The organism is Amycolatopsis sp. NPDC114504, assembly GCF_055633595.1.
In genome coordinates this window covers 1-14,177 of record NZ_JBVKDU010000002.1, presented here as the reverse complement: position 1 = coordinate 14,177, position 14,177 = coordinate 1, and the positions used below count along the sequence as shown (strand labels likewise).

Annotated in this window: 9 protein-coding genes and 1 rRNA gene; 6 read left to right on the top strand and 4 right to left on the bottom strand. The window is 70.0% G+C overall.

What is annotated here, in order from left to right; genetic code table 11:
• Window positions 1-387 precede the first annotated feature (387 nt).
• The 3 genes from ACZ7PG_RS11580 to secA2 all read right to left on the bottom strand — a co-directional run bounded on the left by ACZ7PG_RS11580 (window position 388) and on the right by secA2 (window position 5,137).
• Window positions 388-2,109, bottom strand: coding sequence for an NAD+ synthase (locus ACZ7PG_RS11580; protein ID WP_470239054.1), 1,722 nt, complete (start codon window positions 2,107-2,109; stop codon window positions 388-390).
• A gap of 58 nt (window positions 2,110-2,167) precedes the next feature.
• Window positions 2,168-2,719, bottom strand: a complete 552-nt coding sequence (locus tag ACZ7PG_RS11575; RefSeq protein ID WP_155549956.1) for an RNA ligase 1 family protein — start codon at window positions 2,717-2,719, stop codon at window positions 2,168-2,170.
• Window positions 2,720-2,797: 78 nt separating this feature from the next.
• A complete protein-coding gene (gene secA2 / locus ACZ7PG_RS11570; protein ID WP_470239053.1) occupies window positions 2,798-5,137 on the bottom strand; it encodes an accessory Sec system translocase SecA2 in 2,340 nt (779 codons plus the stop codon).
• Between the two features lie 164 nt (window positions 5,138-5,301).
• Here secA2 and ACZ7PG_RS11565 point away from each other — a divergent pair, with 164 nt between their 5' ends.
• Together ACZ7PG_RS11565 and ACZ7PG_RS11560 are read left to right on the top strand one after the other, a co-directional pair.
• A complete protein-coding gene (locus tag ACZ7PG_RS11565; protein WP_470239052.1) occupies window positions 5,302-6,864 on the top strand; it encodes an alpha/beta hydrolase in 1,563 nt (520 codons plus the stop codon).
• Complete coding sequence (locus ACZ7PG_RS11560) at window positions 6,849-8,324, top strand: alpha/beta hydrolase (RefSeq protein ID WP_470239051.1); 1,476 nt, start codon at window positions 6,849-6,851, stop codon at window positions 8,322-8,324. The genes ACZ7PG_RS11565 and ACZ7PG_RS11560 overlap by 16 nt, the downstream gene beginning before the upstream one ends.
• Here ACZ7PG_RS11560 and ACZ7PG_RS11555 read toward each other — a convergent pair.
• Window positions 8,321-8,977, bottom strand: a complete 657-nt coding sequence (locus ACZ7PG_RS11555; RefSeq protein WP_470239050.1) for an LppX_LprAFG lipoprotein — start codon at window positions 8,975-8,977, stop codon at window positions 8,321-8,323. The two genes, ACZ7PG_RS11560 and ACZ7PG_RS11555, sit on opposite strands and share 4 nt — an antisense overlap.
• A gap of 87 nt (window positions 8,978-9,064) precedes the next feature.
• Between ACZ7PG_RS11555 and ACZ7PG_RS11550 the strand changes: the two genes are divergently transcribed.
• The 4 genes from ACZ7PG_RS11550 to ACZ7PG_RS11535 all read left to right on the top strand — a co-directional run.
• A complete protein-coding gene (locus tag ACZ7PG_RS11550; protein ID WP_470239049.1) occupies window positions 9,065-10,345 on the top strand; it encodes an MFS transporter in 1,281 nt (426 codons plus the stop codon).
• Window positions 10,346-10,552: 207 nt separating this feature from the next.
• Window positions 10,553-11,896 carry a type I glutamate--ammonia ligase gene (gene glnA / locus ACZ7PG_RS11545; RefSeq protein ID WP_470239048.1) on the top strand — a complete coding sequence of 448 codons (1,344 nt, stop codon included), beginning with the start codon at window positions 10,553-10,555 and terminating at the stop codon, window positions 11,894-11,896.
• Window positions 11,896-13,452 (top strand): amidase, encoded by a 1,557-nt coding sequence (locus ACZ7PG_RS11540; protein ID WP_470239047.1) that lies wholly within the window; start codon window positions 11,896-11,898, stop codon window positions 13,450-13,452. Before glnA ends, ACZ7PG_RS11540 begins: the two co-directional genes overlap by 1 nt.
• Window positions 13,453-13,885: 433 nt before the next feature.
• Window positions 13,886-14,177, top strand: a 16S ribosomal RNA gene (locus tag ACZ7PG_RS11535); the annotation flags it as partial.

Genomic DNA, 14,177 nt, shown 5'->3' with positions numbered 1-14,177 from the left:
TCAAATATCACTAAATTCAATAAGCCGCCAAGTTGACTACTCCTAGTAGTCAACTTGGCGGCTCAAGTTGTCTGAGTGCTGTTTAGCTACTCACAGTGCATAATCCGCGAAGAGTGTGCGCGGTGCGGATGAGGTGCAATCTTTAAGTATTTTTTTTGATTTGGGGGCGTCGAGTTGTCTGGACGTTACTCATCCAGATGCTCATTCCCGCGGTCACTGTTGTGAGTATGAGAAATATGAGTGCCCACACCGAGCCGACGAGCCCGGCCGCGACTTGCGCGGATGCCGAGCACGCCGCGAACACTGCAGCGGCGATGGTCGGCAAGCGCGGGGACACAACCTGATCCTCTCATATCTCGACGCTCAGTTGGGCAAGGTCGCTCTGACTTAGGCCTTGCCCTCGCGCCACAGGTTGGTCATCGGCAGCCGGCGGTCGCGGCCGAACGCCTTGAACGTGATCTTCGTGCCCGGCGGGTACTGGCGCCGCTTGTACTCGGCCTTGTCGACCATGCGCACCACGCGGTCGATCGTCTCCGGCTCGAACCCGGCGGACACCAGGTCCGCGTACCCGCGGTCGCCCTCGACGTAGTCGTCGAGGATGTCGTCGAGCAGCGCGTAGTCGGGCAGCGAGTCGGAATCCATCTGGCCCGGCCGCAGCTCGGCCGACGGCGGCTTCGAGATCGAGTTCTCCGGGATCGGCGGCGTCTCGCCACGCTTCAACGCCTCGGCGTTGCGCCACCGCGCCAGCTGCCACACGTGCGTCTTGAAGACGTCCTTGATCGGGGCGAACGCGCCGACCGCGTCACCGTAGATCGTGGAGTACCCGACGGCCAGCTCGGTCTTGTTGCCCGTGGCCAGCACCAGGTGACCGTCCAGGTTGGACAGTGCCATCAGGAGCATGCCCCGCGTCCGCGCCTGGATGTTCTCCTCGGCCAGGCCCGTCAGATGCAGCTGGTCGACGTAGACGCGGACCATGTCCTCGACCGGCTCGACGCGGTAGTGCGCCCCGATCCGCCGCGCGAGGTCTTCGGCGTCGTCCTTCGAGTGCCCCGACGAGTACTTCGACGGCATCGAGACGCCGTAGACGTTGTCGCCGCCCAGCGCGTCCGCGGCCAGCGACGCGCAGACGGCCGAGTCGATGCCGCCGGAGAACCCGAACGTCACCGACGAGAAGCCGTTCTTGTGCACGTAGTCCCGCAGCCCGACGACCAGCGCCGACCACACCTCGGCCTCGTCCGACAGCGGCTCGCTGATCACCGGCTCGGCGGTCGGCTCGTAGGCGGGCACCGGCTCTTCGCTCAGCACCCGCCGCCGGACGTGCAGGCCTTCGAGCTTGCCGTCCCCGGCGTGCCCGCCCGCAGTGAGGTCCATGTCCAGCAGGAGCAGGTGCTCGACGAACTGCGGCGCGCGCGCCAGCACCGCGCCGTCCGCGCCGACGACGAGCGAGTCGCCGTCGAAGACGAGGTCGTCCTGGCCGCCGATCTGGTTGGTGTAGACCAGCGGCGCGCCCGCTTCGGCGGCGCGGCGCGCGATGAGCGGCAGCCGCTGCTCGTCCTTCGACCGTTCGTACGGCGACGCGTTCGGCGCCACCACGAGGTCGACGCCGGCGCGACCCAGCGCCGAGATCGGCCCGCCGTCCTGCCAGATGTCCTCGCAGACGACCATGCCGATGTCGAGCCCGTGGAACCGGACGACGTCGAGCTCGGTGCCCGGCTTGAACCAGCGGTGCTCGTCGAACACGCCGTAGTTCGGGAGGTGGTGCTTGAACTGCCGCGCGACGACCTCGCTGCGGTAGAGCGCCGCCGCCGCGTCGCGCGGGCCGACCTCGTCGAGGTCGAGGTACCCGACGTAGGTCAGCACCTCGCCGCAGCCGGCTTCGTCCAGCCGCCGCGCCAGCGACTCGACGCCCTGCCGGGAAGCGGCGGCGAAGGTCTTGCGCAGCGCAAGGTCCTCGACCGGGTAACCGGTCAAGGACATCTCGGGGAAGACGACGACGTGGGCGCCGGCCTCGGCGGCCCGGCGGGTCCAGGCGACGTGCAGGTCGGCGTTGCCGTCGAGGTCACCGACGGTGGGGTTGACCTGGGCGAGCGCGATGCGCAGTTGCGGCATGCCGTCATTCTGTCCCACGGCCGTCCGCCGAGCCGAGCGAATGTGGGCGAAATGCCACCTAGGCCGACGCGACCGCGTCCCGGTGCTTGAGCTTCGCCATCCGCCCGTCCCGGTGGTGCCAGACGACGCCCTCGAACTCCGGGTGCGCGAGCAGCCACGCCATCAGCCCGTCGTAGTCGCGCGGGACGCCGGCGAACTCCTGCGCGGTCGCGTGCGGGACCAGCCGGTGGGTGCCGAGCTTCTCCGGATCGCCGTTGACCTTCGGCCCGCACAGCTCGTAGGTGCCGGGCGCCGCACCGAAGAGCCGCTCCTGCGCCTCCTCGAAGAACGCCGCGAACGACGACTGCCCGACCGGCTCCCAGCCGACCGTCTTGCCCGTTTCCGGGTCGGTCTGCACGGCTTCGAACCCGTCCGGGGCGGTCTTGCCCGGCTTCACCTCGCGCCGCGCCCACCAGTCGCCGGACTCGTCGAGGCGGACGCAGGTGCCGTCGTACTTGCGGGTGGCCACGCCTTGGCCGTCGAGCACCCACTGGCACTCGGGGTGCACTTCGCGGGTCACACGCCGGAGGTCTTCGGGGTCGCGACGGAACAGCGTCGGGATCTTGCGCATGCCCCGATTCTCTCGCTCCGGGCAAACGAGAAAACCCCCGCCCGGACGAATCCGGACGGGGGTTTTCGGAGAACGGAGCTACTTCCGCTTGATCATGCTCCGGACCTTCTTGATGGTCTGCTCGAAGTCCGAGTCGAACGGGTTATCGTGCACCAGGTAGGTCCACGTCGTGTTCGCGCGCCGGACGCCCGCCTCGCCGAGATCGATGCCTTCGTCGGTCAGCTCGGCCTCTTCGAGCGTCTTCGCCGCCCGGGAGTCGGCCTCGGCGATGATCTTGTGGAACTCCGGGATCGCCGCGCGGTGGAACTCGTCCAGCGGCGTCTCCCGCGCCAGCGCCCGGAGGTGGATGCTCTCGCGGACGTCGGTCAGGAACGCCAGGTGGTCGGACCAGAGCTGGTCGACGTGGAACAGCAGCACCTCGCGGCACAGCTGCTCCAGCTTGTCCTGGTCGTCCAGCTTCTCCTTCAGCTCGCCGAACTTCTCCGGGTGCGCCTTCTCAAGGTGCTCCGCCGCGTACGCGGTGCGAAGCACCTTGTCGCGGTGCACCAGCAGGTCACGGCGCTGCCGCTCGATCAGCCGCGTGTAGCGCCAGGTGTTGCGGTGGATCTCCAGGTCGACGCCCTCGGCGACGCGCTGGGCGTGGTTGAGCTGCCGCAGCGCCGCGTTGTCGACGATCTCGCCGGTCTCTTCGTCGTCGGTGATGCCCTCGGGCACGTCCGGCGCGTTCGACAGCACGAGCTCGTCGTTCAGGCTCGCGAAGAAGATCGCGCTGCCCGGGTCGCCCTGGCGGCCGGAGCGGCCGCGCAGCTGGCCGTCGAGCCGGCTCGACGGATACCGCGCGGTGCCGATGACGTGCAGCCCGCCCAGCTCGACGACCTCTTCGCGGGTCGCGCCGTCGGTGCCGCCCAGCCGGATGTCGGTACCGCGGCCGGCCATCTGCGTGGACACGGTGACCGCGCCCTTCTTGCCGGCCTCGGCGATGATCGCGGCCTCTTCGGCGTCGTTGCGCGCGTTGAGCACGACGCACTCGAGGTCGACCTTCGCCAGCTTCTCGGCCAGCTCTTCGGACTCGGCGACGTCCTGGGTGCCGACGAGGATCGGCCGCCCGGTCTCGTGGACCGTGCGGATCTCCTCCTCGATCGCCCGCAGCTTCTGCGACGGCGACGCGAAGACGCGGTCTTCCTGGTCTTCGCGGACGTTCGGGGTGTTCGGCGGGATGACCGCGACCTCGAGCTCGTAGAACTCCCGCAGCTGCTCGGCGACGGCCACCGCGGTACCGGTCATGCCGGCGACCTCGGGGTAGCGCGCGAGCAGCGCCTGCACGGTGATCGAGTCGAGGATCTCGCCGCGGTCGGTCGCGGTGACCTGCTCCTTCGCCTCGACGGCCGCCTGCAGGCCGTCCGGCCAGCGCTGCAGCTCGGCGACGCGGCCGCGGGCGGCGTTGATGAGCTGCACCTTGCCGTCGCGGACGAGGTAGTCGACGTCGCGGGTGAGCAGCGCGTGCGCGTGCAGCGCGACGTTCACCGCGGGCAGCCGGTCCGAAGCCGTCTCGTCGTAGAGGTCGTCGACCTCCAGGCCGAGCGACTTCGCGACGACGGACGCGCCGGCGTCGGTCAGCCAGGCGTTGCGGCCCTCGCTGTCCGTTTCGTAGTGCAGGTTGAGCCGCAGCCGCCGGACGACCTTCGCGACCTCTTCGTCGGCGTCGGTGTGGTCGATCGAGCCGGCCATCACCAGCGGGACGCGGGCCTCGTCGACCAGCACGGAGTCCGCCTCGTCGACGATCGCGACCTCGGGGTCGGGCTGGACCAGGTCGTCGACCGAGCTGACCAGCCGGTCGCGCAGCACGTCGAAGCCGATCTCGGCGACGGCGCCGTACGTGACGTCCTTGGCGTAGGCCTCCTTGCGCTCCTCCTGCGAGTGCGCCGGCTCGACCCAGCCGACCGACACGCCGAGCAGGGCGTACACCGGGCCCATCCACTCCGCGTCGCGTCGCGCCAGGTAGTCGTTGACCGTGACGACGTGCGCGCGCTTGCCGCGCAGCGCGTACCCGGCCGCGGCCAGCGCCCCGGCGAGCGTCTTGCCCTCACCGGTCTCCATCTGCACGACGTGCTTGCTGAGCAGGCCCATGGTGCCGAGGATCTGGACGTCGAACGCGCGCTCGCCGAGCGCCCGCCGCGCGGCCTCACGGCCGAGCGCACACACCTCGATCAGGTGATTGTCGCCGAAGGCGGTGTCCTTGAGCTTCTCGCGGAGTTCGCCCGCCCGCTCGGTCAGCTCTTCGTCGGAGAGCTTCTCGAGCTCGGGTTCGAGCTTCTCGACCGCGGGCAGCAGTGCTTCGTAGCGGGTCAGCTCGACGCTGCCCGGCCGCTGGATGATCCGGCGGAGCTTCTTGCCCACCCGGCTGATCAGTGCTGCCACCCCTGGTCTCCCGTTCTCTCTCGCTCGACCGGCCTGCCCCACCCAACGTGGCGGTGGTGCGTTCGAGTTCCGCGGCCGGATGGGACGATCCAACCGTGTTCCCTCATCCCAGCGCCAGGTCCGGTCGTATCCGACGCCGCCGGATCACCGCAATTGCGACATCCGTGCTGATCGCGGCCTCGCTGGCCGCCTGCACGTCCACCGGCAAGCCGGCACCGGTCGCGCCGACGACCGAGTCGCACCCGCCGTCCGGGCCGGTCCCCGCCGGATTGGAGCGGTTCTACGGCCAGAGCCTGAGCTGGGGCGACTGCGCACCTTACGCGACGTCGGAAGACGCCCGGTCGGCGTTCCAGGCGAACGACCTCCAGTGCGCCCGGCTGACCGTGCCGCTGGACTACGCGAAGGCGGCCGGCGACACCATCACGCTGGGCCTGCTCCGCCACAAGGCGACCGACGAGGGCTCCCGGATCGGGTCGCTGGTGGTCAACCCCGGCGGCCCGGGCGCCTCGGGCATGGTCGCGGCCGCCGGGCTGGTCAAGCCGGGCACGAGCACCGGTCTCGCCAAGCGCTTCGACCTGGTCGGCTTCGACCCGCGGGGGATCGGCGCCAGCCAGCCGGCCATCCACTGCCTCACCGACCAGGAGCGCGACGCCGACCGCGCCGACGACAGCGAGACCGACGGGTCGCCGGCCGGGGTGCTCAAGCAGGAGTCGCAGGAGAAGGACTTCGCCGCGAAGTGCGCCCAGCGCACCGACGACGGCACCGGGATGCTGGCCAACGTCGGCACGCGCGACGTCGTGAAGGACCTGGACGTCCTCCGCTCGGTCCTCGGCGACGAAAAGCTCACCTACCTGGGCTACTCCTACGGCACCCGGATCGGGTCGGCCTACGCCGAGGCGTTCCCGAAGAACGTCCGCGCGATGATCCTCGACGGCGCGGTCGACCCGGAGCAGGACGCGGTCGAGTCGCTGGTCGCCCAGGGCCAGGGCTTCGGGACGGCGTTCACGGAGTTCGCCAAGTCGTGCACCACCCAGCAGGACTGCGCGCTCGGCCAGGACCCGGCCGCCGCGGTGAAGGCGTTCCAGGACCTCGTCCGGCCGCTGATCGACTTCCCGGTCCCGGTCGGCGACGGCCGCAAGCTCTCCTACGAGGACGCGACCACCGGCGTCATCCAGGCGCTCTACCAGCAGAGTCTCTGGGACGCGCTGAACACCGGTCTCAACGAGCTGAAGCAGCAGCGCGGCGCGACGCTGGAGAAGCTCGCGGACATCTACAACGAGCGCGACTCCACCGGCAAGTACGGCACCACGCAGGACGCCTTCACCGCGATCCGCTGCGTCGACGACCCGCGCGTCACCGACCCGGCCGTCATCCTCAAGGCGCAGGAGGAGTACGTGAAGGTGGCGCCGTTCCTCGACGACGGCCGCCCGGCTTCGGCGGCTCGCGACGCGTGCGCGTTCTGGCCGGTGCCGAACACGTCCGAGCCGCACGTGCCGAACGTCGAAGGCCTGGCGAAGACGCTGGTCATCTCGACGACCAACGACCCGGCGACGCCGTACCAGGCGGGCGTCAACCTCGCGAAGGGCCTGAAGGGCGCGCTCCTCACCTTCGAGGGCACCCAGCACACGGTGTTCCTGCAGGGCGTGAAGTGCGTGGATCAGGCGGGTTCGGACTACCTCGTCGACGGCACGGTGCCGCCGGAGGGGACCCGGTGCACCGGGCAGTAGGCCTCGCCGCGTGCGCGGTGCTGCTGGCGGCGTGCACGAGTGCCCCGGCGCCCGTGCCGCCGCCCGCCCCGTCGTCGTCCCGGCCTCCTGACCTGGGGAAGTTCACCCAGCAGAAGCTTGCGTGGGCTCCGTGCGGAGACGCGCTGGACTGCGCGCACCTGAGCGTGCCACTGGACTACGCGGCGCCGGACGGGCCGGCGATCACCGTCGGCCTGCTGCGGCACAAGGCCACGAAGCAGCGGATCGGGTCGCTGGTCGTCAACCCCGGCGGGCCGGGCGGCTGGGGCACGTCGACGGCGGCGGCGCTGGCCAAGACGCCGGCCGCCGCGCCGCTGCTCGACCGCTTCGACCTGGTCGGCTTCGACCCGCGCGGCGTCGGCACGAGCGAACCGCGGATCACCTGCCGCACCGGCGCCGAGCAGGACGCCGACCGCGCGTCCGACGTCGAAAGCGACATGTCGCCCGACGGAGTGAAAAAGCAGCTCGCCGAGACGACCGCGTACGGCGCGAAGTGCGCCGAAGCGTCGAAGTACGGCAAGACGCTTCTTTCGAACGTCGGCACGCGAGACGTCGTACGCGATCTCGACGTCCTTCGCGCCGCGCTCGGCGACGAGAAGCTGACCTACCTCGGCTACTCGTACGGGACGCAGATCGGTGCGGCCTACGCCGAGGCGTACCCGCGCAACGTCCGCGCGCTGCTGCTCGACGGCGCCATCGACCCCGCGCAGGGCCTGGTCGATTCGCTGGTCACGCAGGCCGCGGGCTTCCAGGACGCGCTGAACGAGTTCGGCAAGTGGTGCGCGTGCGCGGCCGCCGGCACCACCGAAGCGTTCCAGCGGCTCGTGCGCCCGCTGATCACCAAGCCCCTTCCGGCCGGGACGCGGAAGCTGTCGTTCGAGGACGCGATCACGGGCACGTTCGCGGGGCTCTACTCACGCGGCGACTGGCCCGCCCTGAAAGCCGCGCTCGCGCAGGTGGCCCAGGGCAACGGCCGGACCCTGCTGGCCTTCGCCGACGGCTACTACCAGCGCGACCGCGACGGGAAGTACAGCGGCGCGATCGACGCGTACTTCGCGGTCCGCTGCGTCGACCACACCCGCGTCACCGACCGGGCCGCGATCGACCGCGCGCACGAGAAGATGCTGGCCGGCGCGCCCTTCCTGGCCGGCGGCACGCCAGACACGAGCGAGCTGGACATCTGCTCGACGTGGCCGGTCGCGCCGACGTCGGCCGAGCACGCGTCGCACCCGGCCGGGCTGTCGAAGACCCTGGTCGTGTCGACGACGCACGACCCGGCGACGCCGTACCAGCAGGGCGTCGACCTCGCGAAGGACCTCAAGAGCGCGTTGCTGACCTACGAGGGCGTGCAGCACACGGTGTTCCTGCAGGGAAACGCCTGCGTGGACCGCGCTGGCATCGCGTACCTGATCGACGGGACGGCCGCCGACGGCCGCTGCTAGTCGAGGTTGACCGGCTCGTTCTGCCGGGTCAGCGAGAGCTCGAACATCACCGGGCTGAGGTGGTCGCCGGCCGGCGGCACCTGCACCCAGAGCCGGGCGAACCGCCGGGGCCCGTCCGCGGAGACCCACACCTTGACGATGATGTCGGCGGTGACCTGCGGCAGCACGCCGTGCGCGACGGCCGCCGGCACCCGGCCGCCGACCCGCAGGGCCGCGGCGCCGTCGACGTTCTCCTTGCCCTCGGTCTTCGCGTCGGTGACGCCGTCGAGCAGCCGCTTCAGCCCGGCGGACGGGCCGAGGAACGCCCCCACCGCGTACATCTCGGGCAGCGGCCCGTGCCCGTCCTCCGTGGTGACCTGGCCGCCGCGGACGGTGAAGCGGTACTTGGTGTGCCCTTCGCCTTCCTGGACGTCGGCCGTGCCGGTCGCGGACCCGCCGTCGTCGAGGGAGGCGTCGCCTTCGATCTGCCGCAGCGGGAAGTCCGGCAGCACGCCGTTGACCCCGGCCGCGAAGTGCACGCTCCGCACCGACGCGAACGACGTCGCCGCGTCGCGGACCAGCTCGGCACCCGCGGGGAACGGCCCGCGCGTGTCCGGCGAACCGGCGCACCCGGCCGTCAGGAGGACCACGAGCAGCAGGGCGATGCGGGACATGCCCGAAGCCTAGCCGTGGCCCGATCCTTGCGGATGATGTCCTTCAAGCCACTTTCGTGTCATCGCGCGCGCGATGACACTGCACTGGTGACTGTCGAGACCCGTCCTGCCCCGAAGCTGCACCGAGCCTGGCTGATCGCCGGTGCCGCCTTCGTCGCGCTGCTCGCCTCCGCCGGCTTCCGGTCCGCACCGGGTGTCCTCATCGACCCGCTGCACCAGGAGTTCGGCTGGTCCACGGCCACGATCAGTTCGGCCGTCTCGGTCAACCTCGTGCTCTACGGCCTCTTCGCGCCCTTCGCGGCCGCGTTGATGGAGCGGTTCGGCATCCGCCGCGTCTCGGCGACGGCGTTGTTCGTCATCGCCATCGGCGCGGCCGGCACGGTGTTCATGAGCGCGAGCTGGCAGCTGGTCCTCTGCTGGGGCGTGCTGATCGGCGCGGGCACGGGCTCGATGGCGATGAGCTTCGCCGCGACCGTCGCGACCCGGTGGTTCGTCCGCAGCCGCGGCGTCGTCACGGGCGTCCTGACTGCGGCGGGCGCCACCGGCCAGCTGATCTTCCTGCCGCTGATCGCGAACCTGGCGGTCGGCTCGGGCTGGCGGACGGCGTCGCTGGTGATCGCGATCGCGGCGCTGGCGGTCGTCCCGGTGGTCCTGCTGGTCATCCGCGACCACCCCGCCGACGTCGGCACCACGGCGTACGGCACTCCGGCGGACGCGGAGGTCGCGCGCCCGGCGCCGAAGACCGGCTCGGCCCGCCGCGCTCTCTCAGTGCTGGGCCAGGCCGCGAAGACCCGCACGTTCTGGCTGCTGGCGGTCGGCTTCGCGATCTGCGGCGCGACGACGAACGGCCTGGTCGGCACCCACTTCGTCCCGGCCGCCCACGACCACGGCATGCCCCAGACCACGGCCGCGGGACTCCTTGCGCTGGTCGGCGTCTTCGACGTGGTCGGCACGATCTTTTCCGGCTGGCTCACCGACCGCGTGGACCCGCGGATCCTCCTGGGCGTGTATTACGCGCTTCGCGGGCTCTCGCTGGCCCTGCTGCCGCAGCTGTTCACGGACTCGGTGCAGCCGAGCATGTGGGCGTTCATCCTGTTCTACGGCCTCGACTGGGTGGCCACGGTCCCGCCGACGGTCGCCCTCTGCGTCCGCGCATTCGGCGAAGCAGGCCCGATCGTGTTCGGCTGGGTCTTCGCCTGCCACCAGCTGGGCGCCGCGTTCGCGGCATCGGCCGCCGGCCTGGTCCGCGACCAGCTGGGCAACTACAACCTGGCCTGGTACGCGGCCGCGGTCCTGGCGGTGCTGGCGTCGGTCGCGTCGCTGGCGATCACGCGGGCGAAGAAGCCCGTCCCGGTGCTCGCGCCCTGATCTTCGGCGCGCCCGGAACCCGTGGCCTGCGCGACCGCCCGTGCAGGCCACGGACCGCTCCGAGCACCGGGCGCCGTCGCGCGCACTGGCCGAGCGGCCCGGTCGAGCCCCGCGCGAAGAATCCCGTCCCGGTGCTCACGACGTGACTTCGTCACCCTCGGCGCGTCGTGAAACATGCCGTTAACACGCTGTCGTTAGGGTGCGGCCATGGATCGCCAGCAGGAATTCGTGCTCCGCACGCTCGAGGAGCGCGACATCCGTTTCGTCCGTCTCTGGTTCACCGATGTGCTGGGGTTCCTCAAGTCCGTCGCGGTCGCCCCGGCCGAGCTCGAGGGCGCTTTCACCGAGGGAATCGGCTTCGACGGCTCCGCCATCGAGGGCTTCGCGCGCGTCTACGAATCGGACATGGTCGCCAAGCCCGACCCGTCCACGTTCCAGGTGCTGCCGTGGGAGACCCCGGACGGCGGCCCGTACTCGGCGCGCATGTTCTGCGACATCGCGATGCCGGACGGCTCGCCGTCGTGGGCCGACCCGCGGCACGTCCTGCGCCGCCAGCTGTCGAAGGCGGCCGAAGCGGGCTTCACCTGCTACGTGCACCCAGAGATCGAGTTCTTCCTGCTCTCGACCCTGCCCGACGACGGCAGCGAGCCGGAGCCCGCGGACAACGGCGGCTACTTCGACCAGGCCAGCCACGCCACGGCGACGCACTTCCGCCGGCACGCCATCGAGACGCTCGAAGCGATGGGCATCTCGGTCGAGTTCAGCCACCACGAAGGGGCACCGGGCCAGCAGGAGATCGACCTCCGTTACGCCGATGCGCTGACGATGGCCGACAACGTGATGACGTTCCGTTACGTCGTCAAGGAGGTCGCGCTGACCCAGGGCGTGCGCGCGACGTTCATGCCGAAGCCGTTCACGGACCAGCCCGGCTCGGGCATGCACACCCACATCAGCCTGTTCGAAGGCGACCGCAACGCCTTCTACGACGCCGAGGACCCGCACGAGCTGTCGGAGACCGGCAAGGCGTTCGTCGCCGGCCTGCTGCACCACGCCAAGGAGATCTCCGCGGTCACCAACCAGTGGGTGAACTCCTACAAACGCCTGATCAGCGGCAGTGAAGCGCCGACGACGGTCTCGTGGGGCCGGGCGAACCGCTCCGCGCTCGTCCGCGTCCCGATGTATTCACCCGGAAAGGCGTCATCCCGACGGGTGGAGATCCGTACCCTGGACTCGGCGTGCAACCCGTACCTGGCGTACTCGGTCATTCTGGCCGCCGGGCTGAAGGGGATCGAGAAGGGCTACGAGCTGCCGCCACCCGCCGAGGACAACATCTGGCAGCTGAGCGACTCCGAACGGCGCGCCGCCGGGTACGCGCAGCTGCCCCAGAACCTGGGAGAGGCGCTGGCCGAGATGGAGAAGTCGGAGCTCCTGCCGGAAGCGCTCGGCGAGCACGTCTACGACTTCTTCCTCCGGAACAAACGCGTCGAGTGGGACAACTACCGGAGCGCGGTCACCCCGTACGAGCTCCGAACCCTGCTTCCGGTGCTCTGATGGGGCGGCGGCCGGTGTTCCTCGCGATCCTGGCCGCCGCACTCGTGCTCGTCCCCGCGGCACCCGCCGCAGCCTCCCCGGCGAAGTTCGACCTCGACACCGCCGACATCCCGTCGCTGCAGGCGCGGATGGCGGCCGGCCGGCTCACCGCGGTCGGCCTGACCAGCACGTACCTCGAGCGGATCCACCGGCTCGACGGCAAGGTCAACGCGGTCCTGGCGCTCAACCCGGCCGCGTTGGGGCAGGCCCGCGAGAGTGACGCCCGGCGTCGCGCGCACCACCTGCGCGGCCCGCTCGACGGCATCCCGGTGCTGGTCAAGGACAACGTCGACACGCGTGACCAGCACACGACCGCCGGCTCGCGGGCCCTGCGCAGCTACCCGGCGAAGGACGCGACGCTGATCACGCGGCTTCGCGACGCCGGAGCCGTCATCCTCGGCAAGGCCAACCTGTCGGAGTGGGCGAACTTCCGCGCCGCGAAGCCGACGTCCGGCTGGTCGGGCGTCGGGGGACAGACGAACAACCCGTACGTGCTGGACCGCAACCCGTGCGGGTCGTCCGCCGGGTCCGCGGCCGGCGTCGCCGCGTCGCTGGCCCAGGTGGCGATCGGCAGCGAAACCGACGGCTCGATCGTGTGCCCCGCGGGGATGACGGCGACGGTCGGGCACAAACCGAGCCTCGGCCTGGTCAGCCGCACCGGAGTGGTGCCGATCTCCGCCGAGCAGGACACCGCCGGGCCGATCGCGCGCAACGTCGTCGACGTCGCCTTGACGCTCTCGGTCCTGCAGGGGCGGGACCCGTCGGATCCCGCGACGCTCCAGTACCCGAAGTCCCAGCCGACGGACTACGCGAAGCTGCTCAAACCGGGCGTCCTGCGCGGCGCGCGGATCGGCTTGTGGCGCCTGCCGGTGCTCGGCCCTTCGACGGACGCGGTCATGACGTCCGCGAAGAACTCCCTGGTCAAAGCCGGTGCGACGGTCGTCGAAGTGACGCCGCCGTACCAGGCGCGCCTCGGCGAGCTGGAGTTCCCGGCGCTGCTCACGGAGTTCCACCGCGACATCGACGCCTACCTGGCGACCCGCCCCCGCGGCCCGCGGAACCTGGCGGAGCTGATCGCCTACAACCGGGCTGACCCGCTCGAGCAGACGTGCTTCGCCGGCCAGGAGCTGTTCGAACAGGCACTGGCCGCGCCGCCGCCGACCGACCCGGGCTACCTCGCCGGCCGCGCCGAGCTGTCGGACCTTGCTCGCCGCTCCCTCGACGAGACGCTGGCGAAGTACCACCTGGACGCGATCGCGTCGCCGACGAACCCGCCCGCGTGGAAGACCGACTGCGCGGTGGGGGACAACGACGTGATCCCGTCGTCGACCCCGGCCGCCGTCGCCGGCTACCCGGACGTGACCGTGCCGGCGGGGTTTGCCGGACCGCTCCCCGTGGGTATCTCGTTCATGGGTGCCCGGTGGTCGGACGCCCGCATGCTCGCGCTCGCGGCGGACTTCTCGCGAGTGGCTCCGGCGAGGGTCCCGCCCCGGTACTTGGCGACCTTGCCGTCGTAGGGGCGTCGGACACGCTCTGACCTGCGGCAATGGCGTTAAGTGACCCCCCTGTTCGGGACCGGTTTCAGGGCATGTAATCTTCTCTTCGTCGCCAGGAACACCGGGTCGCCCCGGGGCCGCAAGCCCCGAAGATCCGGCCGGGCCGAGCGGGTTGACACCGCGGATCGGACCGGGTAATGTTCAGCGTCGGCCCACGAGCGGCCGCCGAATCCCTACGACTAACACCGTAGGCTGAGGCATGCTCGACCAAAAGCTTTGAATATCGCTTGGAACAACTGCCGAGGATATAGCCGCTGATAAGGCGGCGATTCCGGAGTGTGTTGCTTGAGAACTCAACAGTGTGCTAGTGAACTAAGCCAGTAGAGCTTATATAGAACCTCGTATGAGGTTCCTTTGAGAATGATTGAGTACATAGTCTCGATCAAACTATTCATTGTTGGAGAGTTTGATCCTGGCTCAGGACGAACGCTGGCGGCGTGCTTAACACATGCAAGTCGAACGCTGAACCACTTTCGGGTGGGGATGAGTGGCGAACGGGTGAGTAACACGTGGGTAATCTGCCCTGCACTCTGGGATAAGCCTTGGAAACGGGGTCTAATACCGGATATCACAACTCTTCGCATGGGGGGTTGTTGAAAGTTCTGGCGGTGCAGGATGAACCCGCGGCCTATCAGCTTGTTGGTGGGGTAATGGCCTACCAAGGCGACGACGGGTAGCCGGCCTGA

Excerpts from the sequence above, each read along its gene's own strand:
- ACZ7PG_RS11580 (WP_470239054.1), bottom strand. The coding sequence starts at position 2,109 with ATGCCGCAACTGCGCATCGCGCTCGCCCAGGTCAACCCCACCGTCGGT.
- ACZ7PG_RS11575 (WP_155549956.1), bottom strand. The coding sequence starts at position 2,719 with ATGCGCAAGATCCCGACGCTGTTCCGTCGCGACCCCGAAGACCTCCGG.
- ACZ7PG_RS11555 (WP_470239050.1), bottom strand. The coding sequence starts at position 8,977 with ATGTCCCGCATCGCCCTGCTGCTCGTGGTCCTCCTGACGGCCGGGTGC.
- glnA (WP_470239048.1), top strand. The coding sequence starts at position 10,553 with ATGGATCGCCAGCAGGAATTCGTGCTCCGCACGCTCGAGGAGCGCGAC.
- ACZ7PG_RS11540 (WP_470239047.1), top strand. The coding sequence starts at position 11,896 with ATGGGGCGGCGGCCGGTGTTCCTCGCGATCCTGGCCGCCGCACTCGTG.